The organism is Methylobacterium sp. AC690 (assembly GCF_979256535.1).
In genome coordinates this window covers 1-18114 of the sequence record NZ_CEEDOX010000024.1, presented here as the reverse complement: position 1 = coordinate 18114, position 18114 = coordinate 1, and the positions used below count along the sequence as shown (strand labels likewise).

17 protein-coding genes are annotated in these 18114 nt (G+C 69.2%); 12 read left to right on the top strand and 5 right to left on the bottom strand.

What is annotated here, in order from left to right:
- Positions 1–6: 6 nt before the first annotated feature.
- The 3 genes from AC0IY1_RS22410 to AC0IY1_RS22400 form a co-directional block, all read right to left on the bottom strand.
- Positions 7–1866, bottom strand: coding sequence for an extracellular solute-binding protein (locus tag AC0IY1_RS22410; protein ID WP_471772522.1), 1860 nt, complete (start codon positions 1864–1866; stop codon positions 7–9).
- Entirely contained in the window at positions 1863–3746 is a 1884-nt protein-coding gene (locus AC0IY1_RS22405; protein ID WP_471772579.1) for an extracellular solute-binding protein, read from the bottom strand. Before AC0IY1_RS22405 ends, AC0IY1_RS22410 begins: the two co-directional genes overlap by 4 nt.
- Before the next feature lie 244 nt (positions 3747–3990).
- Positions 3991–4884, bottom strand: coding sequence for a c-type cytochrome (locus tag AC0IY1_RS22400; RefSeq protein ID WP_471772520.1), 894 nt, complete (start codon positions 4882–4884; stop codon positions 3991–3993).
- Positions 4885–5254: 370 nt separating this feature from the next.
- Between AC0IY1_RS22400 and AC0IY1_RS22395 the strand changes: the two genes are divergently transcribed.
- The 5 genes from AC0IY1_RS22395 to AC0IY1_RS22375 all read left to right on the top strand — a co-directional run bounded on the left by AC0IY1_RS22395 (position 5255) and on the right by AC0IY1_RS22375 (position 9243).
- A complete protein-coding gene (locus tag AC0IY1_RS22395; RefSeq protein WP_103710634.1) occupies positions 5255–5998 on the top strand; it encodes a 3-deoxy-manno-octulosonate cytidylyltransferase in 744 nt (247 codons plus the stop codon).
- 24 nt (positions 5999–6022) lie between these two features.
- Positions 6023–6880 carry a prephenate dehydratase gene (locus AC0IY1_RS22390; protein WP_471772517.1) on the top strand — a complete coding sequence of 286 codons (858 nt, stop codon included), beginning with the start codon at positions 6023–6025 and terminating at the stop codon, positions 6878–6880.
- A 304-nt stretch (positions 6881–7184) separates the two neighbouring features.
- Positions 7185–8471 carry an oxalate/formate MFS antiporter gene (oxlT, locus tag AC0IY1_RS22385; protein ID WP_103710692.1) on the top strand — a complete coding sequence of 429 codons (1287 nt, stop codon included), beginning with the start codon at positions 7185–7187 and terminating at the stop codon, positions 8469–8471.
- A 178-nt stretch (positions 8472–8649) separates the two neighbouring features.
- Positions 8650–8850, top strand: coding sequence for a hypothetical protein (locus AC0IY1_RS22380; protein ID WP_471772515.1), 201 nt, complete (start codon positions 8650–8652; stop codon positions 8848–8850).
- 234 nt (positions 8851–9084) lie between these two features.
- Entirely contained in the window at positions 9085–9243 is a 159-nt protein-coding gene (locus AC0IY1_RS22375; protein WP_156375529.1) for a hypothetical protein, read from the top strand.
- Between the two features lie 85 nt (positions 9244–9328).
- On the opposite strand, the gene AC0IY1_RS22370 is transcribed toward AC0IY1_RS22375, so the two are convergent.
- The gene (locus AC0IY1_RS22370; protein ID WP_471772513.1) at positions 9329–10054 is read right to left on the bottom strand and encodes a fused DSP-PTPase phosphatase/NAD kinase-like protein; all 726 of its coding nucleotides are present in this window, start codon (positions 10052–10054) and stop codon (positions 9329–9331) included.
- Positions 10055–10270: 216 nt separating this feature from the next.
- Between AC0IY1_RS22370 and AC0IY1_RS22365 the strand changes: the two genes are divergently transcribed.
- The 3 genes from AC0IY1_RS22365 (at position 10271) to ppa (ending at position 11856) form a co-directional block, all read left to right on the top strand.
- Positions 10271–10777, top strand: a complete 507-nt coding sequence (locus tag AC0IY1_RS22365) for a GNAT family N-acetyltransferase (protein WP_055948291.1) — start codon at positions 10271–10273, stop codon at positions 10775–10777.
- Positions 10778–10853: 76 nt separating this feature from the next.
- The gene (locus tag AC0IY1_RS22360) at positions 10854–11183 is read left to right on the top strand and encodes a hypothetical protein (RefSeq protein ID WP_471772511.1); all 330 of its coding nucleotides are present in this window, start codon (positions 10854–10856) and stop codon (positions 11181–11183) included.
- 124 nt (positions 11184–11307) lie between these two features.
- Positions 11308–11856, top strand: a complete 549-nt coding sequence (gene ppa / locus AC0IY1_RS22355) for an inorganic diphosphatase (protein ID WP_055948297.1) — start codon at positions 11308–11310, stop codon at positions 11854–11856.
- A gap of 84 nt (positions 11857–11940) precedes the next feature.
- On the opposite strand, the gene AC0IY1_RS22350 is transcribed toward ppa, so the two are convergent.
- Positions 11941–13197: an FAD-dependent monooxygenase gene (locus tag AC0IY1_RS22350; protein WP_471772509.1), complete on the bottom strand. Its 1257-nt coding sequence runs from the start codon at positions 13195–13197 to the stop codon at positions 11941–11943.
- A 288-nt stretch (positions 13198–13485) separates the two neighbouring features.
- On the opposite strand from AC0IY1_RS22350, the gene tesB reads away from it, so the two are divergent.
- From tesB to AC0IY1_RS22330, 4 genes are all read left to right on the top strand, one after another.
- On the top strand, positions 13486–14364 hold the full coding sequence (gene tesB / locus AC0IY1_RS22345; RefSeq protein WP_471772507.1) for an acyl-CoA thioesterase II: 879 nt from the start codon (positions 13486–13488) through the stop codon (positions 14362–14364).
- Between the two features lie 343 nt (positions 14365–14707).
- A complete protein-coding gene (locus tag AC0IY1_RS22340) occupies positions 14708–15046 on the top strand; it encodes a P-II family nitrogen regulator (RefSeq protein ID WP_055948310.1) in 339 nt (112 codons plus the stop codon).
- A gap of 90 nt (positions 15047–15136) precedes the next feature.
- Entirely contained in the window at positions 15137–16642 is a 1506-nt protein-coding gene (locus AC0IY1_RS22335) for an ammonium transporter (protein WP_055948313.1), read from the top strand.
- Between the two features lie 434 nt (positions 16643–17076).
- Positions 17077–18114 (top strand): DNA translocase FtsK 4TM domain-containing protein (locus AC0IY1_RS22330; protein WP_471772504.1); only part of this gene is annotated, 1038 nt, incomplete at its 3' end.

The window sequence follows — 18114 nt, the reverse complement described above, 5'->3', positions numbered from 1 at the left end:
TGTCCCTCAGGTTCGGCCGATGCGCCGGGCCTTGGCGGCATCGTACCACCAGACGTTCGGCACGCCGAGATCGTAGGTCGGTCCCTTGGCCGGGCGGCCGTAGACGTCCCAGAGGGCCAGCCGGTGATCGGCCTTGTACCACATGGGCACCCAGTAGCGCCCCGCCCGCAGCACCCGGTCGAGGGCGCGCGCGGCGTGGATCATGTCGGCGCGGGAGGTCGCCTCCGTGACCTTCTCGATCAGCGCGTCGATGGCGGGGCTCGCGATGCCCGCGAGGTTGTTCGCGCCGGGCGTACCGGCGGCGCGGGACCCATAGGCCTCGCGGAGTTCGGGCCCCGGCGTGAGCCCGCTGGCGAAGCGGCGGGCCGTGAGGTCGAAGTCGAAATCCTTGACCCGGGCCTGGTACTGCGAGGGATCGACCAGCCGGATGCTGGCGCGGATGCCGATCAGGCCGAGATTGCGGATGAAGGGCTGCGTCACCGGCTGGAACACCGGGTCGTTGTCGAGGAACTCGATCTCCAGCGGCTTGCCGGAGGCTAAGCGGATCACGCCGCCGTCGCGGGTGCAGCCGGCCTCCCGCAGCAGGGCCACGGCGCGGCTGAGCAGGGCGCGGTCCTGGCCCGACCCATCGGAACTCGGCGGGCTCCAGGCCTCGCCGAAGACCTCCGCCGGCAGGTCCCCGCGCATGGGATCGAGGAGGGCCAGTTCCTCCGGCGCCGGACGGCCCGTGGCCTTCAGGTCCGAGTTCTCGAAATAGGAGGCCGTGCGGATGTAGGCGCCGTACATCAGGTTGGCGTTCGACCAGTTGAAGTCGAAGCACAGACCGATCGCCTCGCGCACCCGGGGATCGCGGAAGGCTTCGCGGCGGGTGTTCATCCACCAGCCCTGGGTGCCCGACGGACGGGCATCGGGCACCACCTCCTTGCGGACGCGGCCCTCCTGAACGGCGGGAAATTCGTAGCCCGTGGCCCAGACCCGGGCGGTGAACTCCTCGCGGAAGGTGAAGGCGCCGCCCTTGAAGGCCTCGAACGCGACCTGGCGATCGCGGAAATACTCGTACCGGATGGCGTCGAAGTTGTTCTGCCCGACATTCACCGGCAGCTCTGCGCCCCAGTAATCCTTCACCCGCTCCAGTTCGATGAAGCGCCCCGCCTCCACGCGACTGACCTGATACGGCCCGGAGCCGAGCGGCGGCTCCAGGGAGGAGGCCTCGAAATCGCGGTTGGCGTAGTAGGCGGCCGAGAACACCGGCAATGTGGCGACGAAGAGGGGTAGGTCGCGGCTGCGGCCGGGGGCGAAGCGCAGGGTCACCGTGGCGTCGTCCTCGGCGATGGCCTCGGCGAGGTCGCGGATCACCTGCGAGATCTCGGGGTGGCCCTTCTCCTTTAGGAGGCGCAGCGACGCCGCCACGTCGTGGGCGGTGAGGCGTGAGCCGTCGTGGAAGCGGGCCTGCGGCCGCAGGGCGAAGCGATAGCGCAGCCCGTCCTCGGAGATCTCGACCGAGCGGGCGAGGAGCCCGTAGAGCGCGTCCGGCTCGTCGAGGGCGCGGACCATGAGCGAGTCGAAGGTCAGGTTCATGCCGGCGGCGCCGTCGCCGCGCAGGACGTAGATGTTCAGGGTGTTGAAGGTGTCGGAGGCCTGGTTGCCCAGAGTCGAGGCGATTTGCGCCGAGAAGCGCCCTCCTCGCGGCGCATCCGGATTGACGTAGTCGAAGTTCGGGAAGTCGGCCGGGTACTTGAGGTCGCCGAAGCTCGACAGGCCGTGGCTGGTGCGGGCCGCCGCTCGGGCCGGGGGCGCCAGCACCAGGGTCGCCCCGAGGGCACCGGCGCCCGCGACGACGGCGCGCCGGGTCGGCCCGACGCTCATCGCGGCGCCCCGGTCTTGGCCGCCAGCGTCTCGTCGTACCACCAGGTCGTGGGGAAACCCGAGCTGCCGTATTTCGGCAGCACCGCCGGATGCCCGAAGCGATTCCAGCGCAGGGTGCGCGAGACGTTCGAGCCCCATTGCGGCACGACGAAGTTGTGGGCCAGCAGCACCCGGTCGAGGGCATGGGTCGCCGACAGCACGCCGGGGCGGTCCTTGGCGAAGATCACCTTCTCGATCAGGGCATCGATGGCCGGGTCCTTGATGCCGATCAGGTTGCGCGAGCCGGCCTTGTCGGCGGAGGCAGAGCCCCAGTACTCGCGCTGCTCGTTGCCGGGCGAGAGGGATTCCGGCCACGAGCTCGTGGTGATGTCGAAGTCGAAGGCCCGCAGGCGATTCTGGTACTGAGCCTGGTCGATGACCCGCAGGGAGCTGTTGATGCCGATGAGCTTCAGCTGCGCCGCGTAGGGCAGCACGACCCGTTCGAACACGCTCTGGAATTCCAGGAACTCGACGGTGAGCGGTTCACCGCTCTTCACGTCGGTCATCTGGCCGTTGCGCAGCTCGTAGCCGGCCTGCTTGAGAAGGCCGACGGCCTCGCGCAGGTTGGCCCGCACCGCGTCGGGCGTGCCGTTGACGGGATTGGCGTAGGGCGTGGTGAAGACCGAGGCCGGAACCTTGTCCTTCACACTCTCCAGGATCGACAGCTCGTCGCCCTGCGGCAGGCCGGACGAGGCCAGCTCCGAGCCGAAATAATAGGAGTCGATCCGCTTGTAGAGGCCGAAGAACAGAGACCGGTTCATCTCCTCGAAGTTCATCGCGAGGTTGAAAGCCCGGCGTACCCGCGGATCGGCGAACTTCGCCCGGCGGGTGTTCAGCACGAAGGCCTGCATGTTGCCGTTACCGCGATCGGGGAACTCCTCCTTGATCAGGCGGCCCTCCTTCACAGCGGGGAAGGTGTCGTAGGCCGTGGCCCAGTTGCGCGCCACGTTCTCGGCCCGGAAGTCGAAAAGATCGCCCTTCAGCGCCTCGATCAGCACCGTCGCATCACGGAAGTACTCGTTCCGCATGGTGCCGAAGTTGTTGCGACCGACATTCACGGGCAGGTCCTTGCCCCAGTAGTCCGCGACGCGCTCGTAGGTGGCGCTGCGCCCAGCCTCGAACTTCGCCAGGCGGTAGGGGCCCGAGCCCAGGGGGATCTCCAGCGTGGTCTGGGTGACGTCGCGCGGCCGCCCCTGCGCGTCCTTGCCCGTCCACCAGTGCTTGGGCAGCACCCGCAACTGGCCGAGCACCTGCGGCAGCTCGCGGTTGCCCGCCTCCGAGAAGGTGAACGTCACCTCGCGCGGGCCGGTGACGGCGGCCTTGGTCACGGTCTGATAGTAGGCCGAATAGAACGGGCTGTTCGCCTTCAGGATGTCGAAGGACCAGACCACGTCCTCGGGCGTCACCGGCTGGCCGTCATGCCAGCGGGCCCCCTCGCGCAGGCGGTAGGAGACCGCGGACAGGTCGTCGGCGAGGCGCACGCCGTCGGCCAGGAGGCCGTAGGAGGTGAACGGCTCGTCGGCAGATTCCGTCATCAGGGTATCGTAGATCTGGACGATCCCGCCCTCGAGGTCGCCCTTCAGCCCCGACACCACGTAGTTGAAGTTGTCGAACCCGCCCTGGGCGCCGAGGCGTACGAGTCCGCCGGTCGGCGCGTTCGGGTCGGCATAATCGAAATGCTTGAAGTCGGGACCGTATTTCGGTTCACCCATCAGCGTGATCGCGGGCATCCAGGCGCCTCGCGGCGCGGCGGATTCCGGATCGGGGGCGGCCCGGGCGGGCAGGCCACAGGCCAGGAAGGCGAGGGCGGCGACGAGGCGTCCGATCAGGGCAATGCGCATCACAGGCAGGCGGTCTCCGGATTCCGGGGTCGCGGTCCCGCCGCCGCACCGGCGACGGCAGGCGGGTGTTCTAGGACGGACCGGCCGCGAACGCCAAGCGGGCGCGTGCGCGCAGGAAGCGATGGGCGCGCGCGCAGGAACCTGAGCCCGTGTCGCCGCGGTCTGGACCGGCAAACGAAAAGGCCGGGCGATGGCCCGGCCTTTTCGCGTTCGTGAGGGGCTTCGGTTCTCGCCGAAGACCGACCTACGGCTGGGCCGGCTTCTCGGCCGGGAGAGTGGTGGCCGGGGCAGGCGGCGCGGCGGGGGCGGCCCCGACCGGCGTGTCATCGGCAGGCTTCACCGAGGCCGGCTTGTTCGCCTCCTCGCCCGCGACGGTCGGCTTGGCGGCCGTCGCCGGGCTGGCGACCTCCGGCTTCTGATCCTCGGTCGCCTTGGAGGCGTCCGCGGGCTTCGGCGCCTGCTCGCGCCGGACCTCGGCCGCGGGCTTCGACTCGGGGTTGGGCTTGGCGTCGGCCGGTTTGGCGTCAGCCGGCTTGGTATCCCCAGCCTTGGCAGCAGCAGGCTGGGCTTCGGCCGGCTTGTCGCCCTCCGCCTTCTTCTCCGCGGCCGGCAGCGGCGCCGGGGTATCGGCGAGGCTGCGCAGGTAGAGGATGACGTCGGCGCGCTCGGTCGGCGAGGTGATGCCGGCGAACGCCATCTTGGTCCCAGGGACGTAGCCCTTCGGATTGGTCAGGAAGTGATCGAGCTCGTCGTAGGTCCAGGTGCCGCCCTTCTCCTTGAGCGCGGCCGAGTACTCGAAGCCGGGCTCGTGGGCCCGCTGGCGATCGACGACGCCCCAGAGATGCGGCCCGACCTTGTTCGGGCCGCCCTTCTCGAAGCTGTGGCAGGAGGAGCACTTCTTGGCCGCGGCCTGACCCTTGTCGACGGTGGCGCTGGCCAGACGGATCGGCAGGGGCTCGGCCTTCGCCTCGGGCGCGGCGCCGCCGGCGGCCTTCGCCTGCGGCTCGGGCAGGGCATAGCCGGCATTGCCGGCAGGCTTGGGATGATAGATCAGCTCGGCGACGAAGCCCGACCCCACGGCGAACAGCAGCGCGCCGAGCGCGGCACCCGCAACCTTGTTCAGCTCGAAAGAGTCCATTCTCGACAACTCCGGTGCGGCCGGCCTGAGGGGGAGAATTCAGGGCGAAGTCCAGCGCGTGCCTGTGCCGGACTTTGGAAACGGTCGAGGGTGCTTAGCCGCTGAAGCCCGACCTTGACAATGGTCGAGTCGCGCTTCGCGTAGTCGCAGACCGGCAGGTGTCGCTGCCATCCCTCACTTCTTCAGACGCGGGCGGGCGCATCCGGTTCCCGCGCCGGCGGACGCGGTCTCCGCGGCCCGGCGAGACACCTCTGACAAGACACGCTCGGCAAGACACGCTCGGCAAGGCACCTCCGCCATGACACGCCCGGCATGACAACTCGGGGCGTCGCTGGTAAGCACCGGCCCAGCCGGAGCAGGGTCCAGACCGATGTCCGATCCCATCGTCCTCATTCCCGCGCGCATGGCCGCGACCCGCCTGCCCAACAAGCCGATGGCCGACCTCGCCGGGGAGCCGATGATCGTGCACGTCTGGCGCCGCGCCGTGGAGGCCGGTATCGGCCCCGTGGTGGTCGCCACCGACACGCCCGCCATCGTCGAGACCATCGAGGCCGTGGGCGGCCTGGCGGTCCTGACCCGGGCCGACCATCCCTCCGGCTCGGATCGCCTGGCCGAGGCCCTGGAGATCATCGATCCGCACGGCAACCACGACGTGGTGGTCAACGTCCAGGGCGACCTGCCGACCATCGATCCAGGCATCATCGGCGCGGCGATCCTGCCGCTGGCAGACCGCTCCGTCGACATCGCCACCCTCTGCGCCATCATCACCGAAGAATCCGAGCGGCGTGACCCCAACGTGGTCAAGCTCGTCGGCCACATCGTGGGCACCCGCCGTCTGCGCGCGCTCTACTTCACCCGCGCCGAGGCGCCCTGGGGGGAAGGGCCGCTCTACCATCACATCGGCCTCTACGCGTATCGCCGGAAGGCGCTCGCCCGCTTCATGGCCCTGCCGCCCGGCGAGCTCGAGACCCGCGAGAAGCTGGAGCAGCTCCGCGCCCTCGAGGCCGGGATGCGCATCGACGCCATCGTCGTCGACGACCTGCCGCTCGGCGTCGACACCCCCGCCGACCTGGAACGCGCCCGCGCCATCCTGTCGGCCCGCCGCCTGAACTGAAGCGCCTCGGAAAGACCAGCCCGCATGCCCCAGCACATCGTCTCCTACCAGGGCGAGCCCGGCGCGAACTCCCACATCATCTGCGCTCAGGCCTACCCGGACTGGACGCCGCTGCCCTGCCCGACCTTCGAGGATGCCTTCGCGGCCGTGAAGGAAGGTCGTGCGACGCGGGCGATGATCCCCATCGAGAACTCGATCGCCGGCCGGGTGGCGGATATCCACCACCTGATCCCGACCTCGGGCCTGCACATCGTGGCGGAGCACTTCCTGCCGATCCACTTCCAGCTGATGGTCCTGCCCGGCACGCTGGTGGAGCAGATCCGGACGGTGCACAGCCACGTCCATGCCCTGGGACAGTGCCGCAAGATCATCCGGCGCCTCGGCGTGCGTCCCATCGTGGCCGGTGACACGGCCGGAGCCGCCCGCGAGGTGGCGGAGGCGGGTGATCCCACGCGCGGTGCCCTGGCTCCCGCGCTCGCCGCCGAGGTCTACGGCCTCGACATCCTGGAGCACGATGTCGAGGACGAAAGCCACAACACCACCCGCTTCGTCGTGTTCTCACCGGAGCCGGAGCCGGTCTCGCCCGAGGCGGGCCCGATGGTCACCAGTTTCGTGTTCCGGGTCCGCAACATCCCGGCGGCCCTCTACAAGGCGCTGGGCGGCTTCGCCACGAACGGCGTCAACATGTCGAAGCTCGAGAGCTACATGGTCGACGGCCAGTTCGTCGCGACCCAGTTCTACGCCGAGGTGGATGGCCATCCGGAGGAGCCGGGCCTGTCACGCGCCCTGGCCGAACTCGGGTACTTCTCGCGGGAGTTGCGGATCATCGGGACCTACCCGGCCCATCCCTACCGGGAGGCGAGCCGCATCGCCGCGGAATAGGAACTCCGTCCCGCCAGGCTATTGACCAGAGCATGACCGCACCGGGACCGGCGGCGGCCGTGCCTCCGGAAACCGTCGCCGTCGCCACCGCGCGGGCTGAGCTGTCGCGTCCGGCGACCGGTACCCGACGCACCGTCGCGCGCCAACAACCTGCAGGATGATACACGCCTGGAGTCGCTGAGCGGGGTTTCGCCACCTCCCCACGTCCGAAACGACATTTCATTCCCTGGTATATTGCATACAACGAATTTTGGTGCATGCTGGCGGCATCGGTGCGAACAATCCGATCAAGAAGGAATTCGGGATGGAACGTCTGGACTCACCGTCCGCCAAATGGTGGCAACTCGCCTTCGGCGTGCTCTGCATGGCGATGATCGCCAACCTTCAATACGGGTGGACGCTGTTCGTCGACCCCATCGACACCAAGTTTCACTGGGGCCGGGCGGCGATCCAGTTCGCGTTTACCATCTTCGTTGCGACCGAGACTTGGCTGGTGCCGGTCGAAGCCTGGTTCGTCGACCGCTACGGCCCGCGCATCGTGGTCTGCTTCGGCGGCATCATGATCGCCTTGGCGTGGTTCCTGAACGCCCACGCTGATTCCCTCTTCCTGCTCTACGCGGCGGCGGTCATCGGCGGGATCGGTGCCGGATCCGTCTATGGCACCTGCGTCGGCAACGCCCTGAAGTGGTTCCCCCATCGCCGCGGCCTCGCCGCCGGCGCCACCGCGGCCGGCTTCGGTGCGGGCGCGGCCGTCACGGTGATCCCGATCGCCAAGATGATCGCCACCAGCGGCTACCAGGACGCGTTCCTGTTCTTCGGGCTGGGTCAGGGGGCCATCGTGGTCCTGCTGTCGTTCTTCCTGCGGAAGCCGTCTCAGGCGGTACCGGTCCAGCGCAAGACTCTGCGCCTGCCGCAGGCTAGGCTCGATCGCACGCCGCGCGAGGTCGTGCGCACCCCCGTCTTCTGGCTGATGTACGTGATCTTCGTGATGGTCGCCTCCGGCGGCCTGATGGCGGCGGCGCAGATCGCCCCGATCGCCCACGACTTCAAGGTCGCCGACGTGCCGGTGAGCCTGTTCGGTCTGCAGATGGTGGCGCTCACCTTCGCGATCTCCCTCGACCGCATCTTCGACGGCTTCGGGCGCCCGTTCTTCGGCTTCATCTCGGACAATATCGGGCGTGAGAACACGATGTTCATCGCCTTCTCGATCGCCGCCCTGGCGATCATTACCCTGCTGACCTACGGCACGAATCCGCTGATCTTCGTCTTCGCCACGGCGGTGTATTTCGGGGTCTTCGGCGAGATCTACTCGCTGTTCCCGGCCACCTGCGGCGACACCTTCGGTTCGAAGTTCGCCACGACGAATGCCGGCCTGCTCTACACTGCGAAGGGCACGGCCTCGTTCTTGGTGCCGATCGCCAGCATCATCTCCGCCAAGTACGGCTGGTCGGCGGTGTTCTCGATCATCATCGGCCTCAATGTGGTGGCGGCAATCCTGGCGATGTTCGTGCTCAAGCCCCTGCGCCTGCGCTTCCTGAATGACGAGACCGTTGCGACCCCCGTCGCGGCCCGGCCTGTGCAAGCGGCCTGACACGCGGTTTGTCCCGCGTGAGACGAGCCCCAACCCGGGCTCGTCCACAGGCCCTCCCTCCGCGGTGGGCCGACCCAGGGAGTGCCGACGCCCGACCGGCTGAACGTGCGCCGATCGGGGGAACAGGCGAACCGATGGCCGGCCCGAATGCGAAGTTGCCTATGAACCGAGGTTGTCGATGAACATTGCGGCGGCACTCACCCTTCAGACGATCCCCTTCGCCGGCATCGTTCTGGCGGGTCGCGAAGACAAGGATCTCTTCGCGGTCGTGTATCTCGGTGCGGTGGGATTGATCCTGACGCTGATCATCCTCACGGGTGAAAGTCCGAGCTACGTTTCGTCCTTCGCAGCGGATCTCGAAAGTCTGTCGATCAACTGATTGCTGCGTTGCGAAAACTATCCGGTCGAGGACGGAGTCTCCCCGCAGAGGTTGGATGAGCCTTGCAGAACTGAGGGTTGAGCGATGCGGGGATTGCGGGGCGAGAACCGCCTCGACCGCCGATTCGCGGGAAGCTCTGCGTCGGCCGCATGAGTGGTGTGTAGAATTTGGTATACCAAGGAAAATGGTGCAGTGCCATATCTGGCTCAACGCAACCGCCTTGGAACACACCCGATGATCGCTCTTCTCGTTGTCGCCGCCGCCGCTCTCAACGTCTCGCTGGTCTTCGTGGCTGCCAATCTCCTGACCCCGAAGAACGGTCCGCTCTCCAATTCCGGCCGCTTCATCGCCAGCAACGAGAACGCCCCGTCGACGATCCGTCTCGCCGCCTGAGGCGACCCTGCCGGGCGCCTGCGCCCCGGCATACGGTTCGTCGAAAGCCCGCCCGGCTCGGCCGCGGCGGGTTTTTCGTGTCGGGCTATTCGCGCTTGATGATCCGGTCCACCACGAGGTCGGACCAGAAGCCGGGGCGGAACGTGCGCTTCAGCGCTTCCGCATCGTACTCGGTCTCGACCCAGGTCAGGAAATCCAGGCCGTTGGGCTCGCCCTCCCGGCGGTAGAGCGCGAAGAACGCGTCGAGGATCCCGGTCTTGGCGAACCGGAAATGGCCGTAGCGGGCTGAGAGCTGGCCCATGGCCTCCGAGACCGGCAGGCCTTCGTGCAGGATGAGGTAGAGCGCCGCCGCGAGGCCGGCGCGGTCTGCGCCGGATTTGCAGTGCATCATCGCCGGGTACTCGACCCCGTCGAAGAACGCCTTGGCGGCCAGGATGGTCTCCCGCGAGGGGGCCTCCCGCGAGCGCAGCACGAACTCCACCAGCGTCAGGCCCTGCCGTTCGCAGGCCTCGCGCTGGAGCGGCCAGGACCCGTGCTCGCGTCCGCCCCGCAGGGAGATCACGGTGCGAACCCCCTGGCGCTTGAACCAGGCCAGCTGGTGCGGCGTCGGCTGGGCCGAGCGCCAGAGCTTGCCCGCGCCGATCCGGTGGCGGTTGAGGTAGGCCAGGCGGAACACGCCGTGATCCACCAGCAGCATGTTCGCCCAGGCTTTCGCCCGCGAGACCGGGCCGGCGATCGGGCGCTCGAAGCGCGCGATCCGCGCCATGCGCCGGGCGTAGCGGGTCTCGTACGAGAGAAAACGGTTGAACACGGGGACGGGGGGACCGGTCTGGCGGGGAAGGGGGAGGGGGTTGATCTACCAGTGCGCGGCGGCCGCGGCAAACGCGCTGTGGAGCGCGGGGAGCAACCGGCATCGCGCTTGCGTTGGTCCCCGTCGCCTTGTCTTCGCCCGGATCGTCGCTTCCGATGCGGGGGTCGACACCGATTGCGAACCGTCCATCGTCCTCATCGAGCGCGGGGATCCGTCATGCGAACGAGCACCACCAGCATTCGCCGCGCCCGTCCGGCCGACGCCGACCCCTTGGCAGACCTGTTCGATGAGACCTGGCGCGAGGCCTACCGGGGGATCATCCCCGGGGTCGCCCTGGAGCGGATGATCTCGCAGCGCAGTTCGCAGTGGTGGCTCGGGGCCACCCAGCGCAGCCGGCCTCTCGTGGTGGTCGAGCAGGAGAGCAGCATCGTCGGCTACGCGGTCTACGGACCGGCGCGGGGCCGCATTCTGCAGGCCCCCGGCGAGATCGACGAACTCTACATCCGCCCGGCCTACCAGGGGCTCGGGCTCGGACGCCGTCTGTTCCGGGCGGTCTCCAACGACTTGGCCGACCACGGCCTGACCCGGGTCGGGGTCTGGTCGCTCGAGGGGAACGAGCGGGCCTGCGCCTTCTACACCGGGCTGGGCGGCATCGCGATCGGCCAGGCCATCGACAGGATGGCCGGAACGGTTCTGCCCAAGGTCGGTTTCCGCTTCAGCTGACTTCGCCGAAGCCTGCGCCGCCCCCCGCGGTCCGGTCCGGCGGATCGGATCCTCCGGCGGGCGAGCGGGACGACGGATGCGCGTGACGGCAGCGGATTGGGACAGGCGGGTCACGGATCTCAGCGCGAAGCTGCCGGACCGCATCCGTCGCGCCGTGGATTGGCTGCGCGAGCCGTCGCGGTTCTGGGTTCGCCTCCTGGCTGCGATCCTGTTCATCCTCGGCGGCATCTTCTCGATCCTGCCGATCCTCGGCCTCTGGATGCTGCCCGTGGGCCTCGCTCTCCTGAGCCAGGACGTGCCCGCCATGAAGGTGCCCCTGGAGCACGCGGCCCGCTGGATCGAGCGCATGGTCCGGCGCCTCGTCGCGGCCTGGCGCAGGCGTTTCGGCTCGTCCGACCGCCCCTGAGGCGCACCCGACAATTTCGTGCAAACGTCGCCCCCTGCCGCACGGTGCGATTTCCTTCGCGGCGGAAGGGCCTTAAGACACCCGGCAACGGGGCCGTGACGCCCCTGCTTCCGGGAGCACAGCTATGATCATCGACGCGGTCTCGATTGGCAAGAATCCGCCGGACGACGTGAACGTCATCATCGAGGTTCCGATCGGTGGTGACCCGATCAAGTACGAGATGGACAAGGAGGCCGGCGCCCTGGTGGTCGATCGCTTCCTCTATACGGCGATGCACTACCCGGGCAATTACGGTTTCATCCCGCACACCCTGTCGGGTGACGGCGACCCCTGCGACGTGCTGGTGGCCAACACCCGCGCCATCGCCCCCGGCGCCATCATCAGCGCCCGTCCGATCGGCGTCCTGGTGATGGAGGACAATTCCGGCGAGGACGAGAAGATCATCGCCGTGCCGTCGCGCCACCTGACCATGCGCTACGACCGGATCGAGAACTACACCGACCTGCCCGACATCACGATCCACCAGATCCAGCACTTCTTCGAGCACTACAAGGATCTGGAGCCCGGCAAGTGGGTCAAGATCAAGCGCTGGGGCGGCAAGGAAGAGGCGCATCGCCTGATCCTCGAGGGCATCGAGCGGGAGAAGGCCAACAAGGCCGCCAAGGGCAAGTAACGGGCCCCGGCACGCCGTCTTCGGCGCGCGAGCAGTCCCATTGCGGCGGTCCTTTCCCGAGGGAAGGGGCCGCCGTTTCGCGTTTCAGAGTGCCTCGCCGCGCATGAGGCGTGGCTGCGGCCCGCGCGCGGCGGCCGCCTCACCGATGAAGAGGCGCTTCAAACCGGGAAGCCGGTCGACGAGGCCGAGGCCGAAATCGCGGACGAGGCGCAGCGGCATTACATCGTTGGAGAACAGGCGGTTGAGCCCGTCCGTCACAGCCCCCATCGCGACGGTGTCAAAGCGGCGCGCCCGCTCGTAGCGCCTCAGGACGTCCGGGCTCCCCGGATCGAGACCGAGGCGGAGAGCGTCGGTGACCGCTTCCGCCAGCACCGCCGCGCCGGCGAGGCCGAGGTTCAGCCCCTGGCCGGCGATCGGGTGGATGACGTGCGCGGCATCGCCCAGGAGCGCCAGGCGCTCGCCGCGAAAGCTGCGGGCCATGCCGAAGGCGAGGGGATGCGCGCTCGGGCCCCGCTCCAGCGCCAGGCGCCCGAGATTGAGGCCGAAGCGGCGCTCAATCTCGGCCAGGGTGTCCTCCGGTCCGCCGCCCGTCAAGGCCGGCACCTCAGCTGCCCGCTCCGTCCAGACGATGGACGAGCGGTGCCCGAGGGCGCCCCCGTCCACCAGGGGCAGGATGGCGAAGGGGCCGCTCGGCAGGAAGTGCTCGTAGGCCCGCCCCGCATGGTCGCGCTCGTGCCCGATCGTGGCGACGAGCCCCATCTGCGGATAGGACCAGCTGACCCAGCCGATCTTCGCGGCCTCGCGCAGGCGTGAACGGGCCCCATCCGCCGCGACCAGGAGCGCGGCCTGCAGTACGCGTCCGTCGCCGAGGGCGATGCGCGTCGTGCCGCCAGCCGGCAGAGCCTCGACGATGCCGGTGGGCTCGAACACCACCCCGGCCGCCTCGGCCGCCGCGAGCAGCGCGGCCACGAGGGGCTCGGCTTCGACCATATGGGCGAATGGGGCGCCGGCCTCCGCCTCCTGCGCGAAGGTGAGGAAGACCGGGCGCACCGGGTCTGACAGGCGACTGTCGCTCACCACCATGTCGTGGATCGGCTGCGCGGCGCCCTGAACCGCATCCCAGATGCCGAGGCGGGTGAACATGCGCCGCCCACCGGCCGCCACCGCGTAGGCGCGCCCGGCATGGCGCACGGCTCCGGCGCTGAGGCCGGGATCGCAGAGCGTGACCGTCAAGGCCGGGCCGTTGGCCTGGGCCAGCGCCAGGGCGAGCGTCAGCCCGGGAATGCCGGCGCCGGCAATGACCACGCTGCGCTGGTTTCCGCGCTTCTCCGATCCGTCCATGCCGATCCCCGCCACCCTCGCTGCCCGGGAGGGAGTGCCATTCCCCGGCGCCGGGGGCAACGCGCGGCGTCGGGGATCGAGCCCGCGCCATCGTCGCCGGGCCCGGTCGGCGAAACCGTCGCCGCACCTTGCCCCTCGCTCCTTGCCCCAGATGCTAGCCCACAGATCCTGGCCGACTGATCCCGGCCGTCGCATCCTTGCCAGCGCGATGGTTCACATGTGAAGGATCGCCCGAGGCGCCGTGGCGTCCACGCGGCCCGGGGATCCCCGGGCGACCAGGGAAGCGGCATGACCGGCATCGTCACCGAACTCCTCGACATCCTCGACCTGAAGAGCCTGGAGCCGGACCTCTTCCGGGGCGAGAGCCTGCAGACGGGTTGGTTCCGGGTCTTCGGCGGGCAAGTGGTGGCGCAGGCGTTGGTGGCGGCGACCCGCACGGTGCCCGAGACCCGGCCGCCGCATTCGCTCCACGCCTACTTCCTCCTCGGCGGCGACCCGAAGGCCCCGATCGACTACGTGGTGGAGCGCATCCGCGACGGCCGCAGCTTCACCACGCGCCGCGTCGTGGCGCACCAGCACGGCCGGGCGATCTTCACGATGTCGGTCTCCTTCCACGACGCGGAAGCAGGCGCGACCCATCAGGCGACCATGCCGGACGTGGCTCCCCCGGAGGAGGTCCCGGAGGCGCCCGCTGCCACCGCCGACGCCGCCCGGCACGGGCTCGCGATCCCGGCGCCGATCCTGTCCTATTTCGGCCGGCGGCGGCCCATCGAGCTGCGGCCCGTCGAGATCGAGCGCTACCTGCGCCGGGCCCCGCGGGAGCCGCGCTTCCACGTCTGGATGCGGGCCGTCGACCGCCTGCCCGACGATCCGGCGATCCACCGCGCCGTCCTCGCCTACGCCTCCGACATGACGCTGCTCGACGCCACCCTGATCCCGCATGGGCAAACCGTGTTCGACCCGGAGATCCAGTCGGCGAGCCTCGACCACGCCCTGTGGTTCCACCGGCCGTTCCGGGCCGACGACTGGCTGCTCTATGCCCAGGACAGTCCGAGTGCCGATGGGGCCCGGGGGTTCGCGCGCGGACAGATCTTCACGCGCGACGGCACGCTGGTGGCGTCCGTGGCCCAGGAAGGCATGATCCGGCCTCGCCGCACCGAGGCCTGACCGCGCCCGGTCGAAGCTGCGAAAGACGCTGCTTCGATGTACGAGTTGCCTGCTTCGGCAGCGTATTGCCTATTTTGCACGCAAACTTGGCCGTGGAAACGCTGCGTCCTAAGTCAATGACCGGATACTTCTTGGGCAGATGCGCATCCGGCGAAAAAGTTCCGTTGGCATAGTCCTTGAATATGTGTGCGGGCGAACGGGTCGGAAGCGGCTCGGGCGCACCGGCCGGTCCGATCGTGTCGCGACGCTTGCGTGCGCCGGCCGGTGGCCTCCACGCGCGCATGTTTCTGTCCACCCGGTTCACCTCGTCGAACTCAACTCGTAGCTTAAGGGGGCGTCGCCCATGAAAATCGTGATGGCCATCATCAAGCCGTTCAAGCTGGAGGAGGTCCGCGACGCTCTGACCGGCATCGGCGTCCACGGCCTGACCGTCACCGAGGTGAAGGGCTATGGCCGGCAGAAAGGCCATACCGAGATCTACCGGGGCGCCGAGTACGCCGTGAGCTTCCTGCCCAAGCTCAAGATCGAGGTGGCCGTGGCCTCCGATCTGGTCGCCAGCGTGATCGACGCGATCGCGGCCGCCGCCCGCACCGGCCAGATCGGCGACGGCAAGATCTTCGTCGTGCCCCTCGAGAAGGCCGTCCGCATCCGCACCGGCGAGACCGACGTCGACGCCCTCTGAGGCGACCGCCTGTCCGGACGATCGCGTCCGGGCGCCCCTGACCTGTCCTCTTCACATCAGCATCGCACCGCGATCGGGAGTCTCGTTTCCATGAAACTTCGCAATGCCCTGGCGCTCGGGCTGGGGGGTGCCGCGCTGGCACTCTTGTTCATCGAGCCATCCCTTGCGCAGACGCCGACGGCGGAGGCCGTGCCGGCCGCCGCGAGCGCCGTGCCCGTTCCGAACAAGGGCGACACCGCCTGGATGCTCATCTCCAGCGCCCTCGTGCTGCTGATGGTCGTGCCCGGCCTGGCCCTGTTCTACGGCGGTCTCGTTCGCACCAAGAACATGCTGTCCGTCCTAACGCAGGTCTTCGCCATCGCCTGCATCTCCTGCCTGCTGTTCGTGATCTTCGGCTACAGCCTCGCCTTCACCAACGGCGGCGGTCTCAACGACTTCGTCGGCGGCCTGTCGAAGGCCTTCCTGAAGGGCATCGACCCGAACTCCACCGTCGCCACCTTCTCGAACGGCGTCGTGATCCCCGAATACGTCTACATCTGCTTCCAGATGACGTTCGCGATGATCACCCCGGCCCTCATCGTCGGCGCCTTCGCCGAGCGGATGAAGTTCTCGGCCCTGGTCGTGTTCATGATCCTCTGGACCACGCTGATCTACTTCCCGATGGCGCACATGGTCTGGTACTGGGGCGGCCCGGACGCGGTCGGCAACGCCGCCAAGGCGCTGGCCGCTGCCACCGACGACGCCTCGAAGGCGACCGCCCAGGCGGCCCTCGACGCGGTGAACGCCGATGCCGGCCTGCTCTTCAAGTGGGGCGCCCTCGACTTCGCCGGCGGCACCGTGGTGCACATCAACGCCGGGATCGCGGGCTTCGTCGGCTGCCTCATGCTCGGCAAGCGCATCGGCTACGGCCGTGACCTGCTGGCCCCGCACTCCCTGACCATGACGGCGATCGGCGCCTCGCTCCTCTGGGTGGGTTGGTTCGGCTTCAACGCCGGCTCGAACCTCGAGTCCAACGGCACCGCCGCCATGGCCATGCTCAACACCTTCGTGGCCACCGCCGCCGCAGCCCTCTCCTGGCTGTTCGTCGAGTGGATGCTGAAGGGCAAGCCGTCCCTCCTCGGCATGCTGTCGGGCGCCATCGCGGGCCTCGTGGCCGTCACGCCGGCCGCCGGCTTTGCCGGTCCGATGGGCTCGATCATCCTCGGCCTCGTCGCCGGCGCGGTCTGCTTCATCATGTGCTCCACGGTGAAGAACGCCCTCGGCTACGACGATTCCCTGGACGTCTTCGGCGTCCACTGCATCGGCGGCATCCTCGGCGCTGTCGCAACGGGCCTGCTCGTGAACCCGGACTTCGGCGGCGTCGGCCTGCCGGACTACACCTCCAAGCCCGGTGAGCTCGCGGTCGGCGCCTACGAGACCAGCGCCGCGCTGATGAGCCAGATCAAGGCCGTCGGCTTCACCATCCTCTGGTCGGGCGTCGGCTCCGCCATCCTGTACAAGCTCGTCGATCTCACCATCGGCCTGCGCGTGACCCAGGACGAGGAGCGCGAGGGCCTCGACATCGCCGATCACGGCGAGCGCGCCTACAACTACTAAGCCGCAGCAACGAACGCCTCCGGCGCCCGCGGGCGTCGGAAGGAAAGGCCCCGGTCGCCGTGACCGGGGCCTTTCTCGTTTCGACGGACCGGTCGAGCCGGCCGTCCGCAGGCTTCGGGCGACGTTGCGGGGCCGCGGGACGGGTCCGGCCCGGTGGCGCGCCATCGGCCCGTCCAGCGCCCATCGCACCGGAACGACGCAGAGCCTCGACGACCCGAGGCAGGCACGATCCCAGGCGGGAACGACCCAACGAAGGACCGCATTGCGACGGAGCGCGAAGGGAAGTCTCAACCTTAGCCAGCCGTTAACTCCGCCGACGCTACCGTCACCGGACAGTTCCCCATCGTGTCTGGTACCGCATGCGCTCGCTTCGCCGTTCCGCATCGCCCTACGATACTTTCGTCGACAGCTTTCGCCCGTTCCTGGCCAAGCGAATGACAGAGTTGGGCGGTCTCGTGCTGTTTGCCGGTGCCACCGCGCTGACGGTCGCCCTGGCGACGTGGTCGATCGACGATCCGAGCCTCAACCACGCCACCGACCATGCGGCCCACAACGTCCTGGGCACCGGCGGGGCCGTCGTCTCGGACTTGGCGATGCAGCTCCTGGGACTCGGCTCCCTGGCCTTCGTGCTGCCCCCGGCGCTCTGGGGCATCCAGCTGATGCGCACGCGGGCGCTGCCCCGGGGCGGCCTGCGCCTGACCCTCTGGATCATCGGATTCTTCGCCGCGAGCGCGGTGGCGAGCGCGCTGCCCTCGACGGCGCGCTGGCCCCTGCCCACCGGTCTCGGCGGCGTCGCCGGCGACGCGTTGATGCATGCCGCCCGGATGATGCTCGGCATCGTGGCGACCCCGCTCCACGCCTTCGCGGGCTTCCTCTTCGCCGGCGTCGCGATCCTGTGCCTCACGGGTGCCTGCCGGGTCGGTGAGCTCGATACCGAGGATTTCGACGCCTACGATGCGCCGCCGGCCCCCGCGCGCCCGGCCGTGCGCGGCCGGCCCGATGCCAGCCATGACGGACGCTACGAGGATGACGAGCCGAGCCTCGGCATCGTTTCCCTCGGGGCGATGGCGCAGGCCCTGATGGGCGGGCGCGCGGCCCTGGCGGCGCGCCTCGCCGACTGGCGGGCCGAGCGCGCGGCGGCGGCCACCGCACTCGCCTATGCGGGTGCCTCGCCGGCCCTCGCGGCACAGCGCGCCTTTGCGGCGCCCGAAGACGCCCCCTGGGCGACCCACGCGCCCGATGCCCGGGTGGCTCCCTCGGACGGCCGGCGGGAGCCGGTCTTCGACGCGCCGCCGCAGGCGCCGTCCGCGATCCGCCGCCCCCCGCCGCCCGTGCACCACGACGACGAGGACGCCGACGACGCGGCCGATCTCGAGGCGCCTCCCGTCGAGGCCGCCGCACCGGCGCGCTCGGCCCGCCAGTCGGCGAGGCGCGCCGCCAGGGCCGCGCGCCCGCCCATCAGGGCCTGCGCC

Bases quoted from the DNA above. Each gene is read 5' to 3' on its own strand.
- AC0IY1_RS22410 (WP_471772522.1), bottom strand. From the start codon at position 1,866: ATGAGCGTCGGGCCGACCCGGCGCGCCGTCGTCGCGGGCGCCGGTGCC.
- AC0IY1_RS22405 (WP_471772579.1), bottom strand. From the start codon at position 3,746: ATGCGCATTGCCCTGATCGGACGCCTCGTCGCCGCCCTCGCCTTCCTG.
- AC0IY1_RS22400 (WP_471772520.1), bottom strand. From the start codon at position 4,884: ATGGACTCTTTCGAGCTGAACAAGGTTGCGGGTGCCGCGCTCGGCGCG.
- AC0IY1_RS22395 (WP_103710634.1), top strand. From the start codon at position 5,255: ATGTCCGATCCCATCGTCCTCATTCCCGCGCGCATGGCCGCGACCCGC.
- AC0IY1_RS22390 (WP_471772517.1), top strand. From the start codon at position 6,023: ATGCCCCAGCACATCGTCTCCTACCAGGGCGAGCCCGGCGCGAACTCC.
- oxlT (WP_103710692.1), top strand. From the start codon at position 7,185: ATGGAACGTCTGGACTCACCGTCCGCCAAATGGTGGCAACTCGCCTTC.
- AC0IY1_RS22380 (WP_471772515.1), top strand. From the start codon at position 8,650: ATGAACATTGCGGCGGCACTCACCCTTCAGACGATCCCCTTCGCCGGC.
- AC0IY1_RS22375 (WP_156375529.1), top strand. From the start codon at position 9,085: ATGATCGCTCTTCTCGTTGTCGCCGCCGCCGCTCTCAACGTCTCGCTG.
- AC0IY1_RS22365 (WP_055948291.1), top strand. From the start codon at position 10,271: ATGCGAACGAGCACCACCAGCATTCGCCGCGCCCGTCCGGCCGACGCC.
- AC0IY1_RS22360 (WP_471772511.1), top strand. From the start codon at position 10,854: ATGCGCGTGACGGCAGCGGATTGGGACAGGCGGGTCACGGATCTCAGC.
- ppa (WP_055948297.1), top strand. From the start codon at position 11,308: ATGATCATCGACGCGGTCTCGATTGGCAAGAATCCGCCGGACGACGTG.
- AC0IY1_RS22350 (WP_471772509.1), bottom strand. From the start codon at position 13,197: ATGGACGGATCGGAGAAGCGCGGAAACCAGCGCAGCGTGGTCATTGCC.
- tesB (WP_471772507.1), top strand. From the start codon at position 13,486: ATGACCGGCATCGTCACCGAACTCCTCGACATCCTCGACCTGAAGAGC.
- AC0IY1_RS22340 (WP_055948310.1), top strand. From the start codon at position 14,708: ATGAAAATCGTGATGGCCATCATCAAGCCGTTCAAGCTGGAGGAGGTC.
- AC0IY1_RS22335 (WP_055948313.1), top strand. From the start codon at position 15,137: ATGAAACTTCGCAATGCCCTGGCGCTCGGGCTGGGGGGTGCCGCGCTG.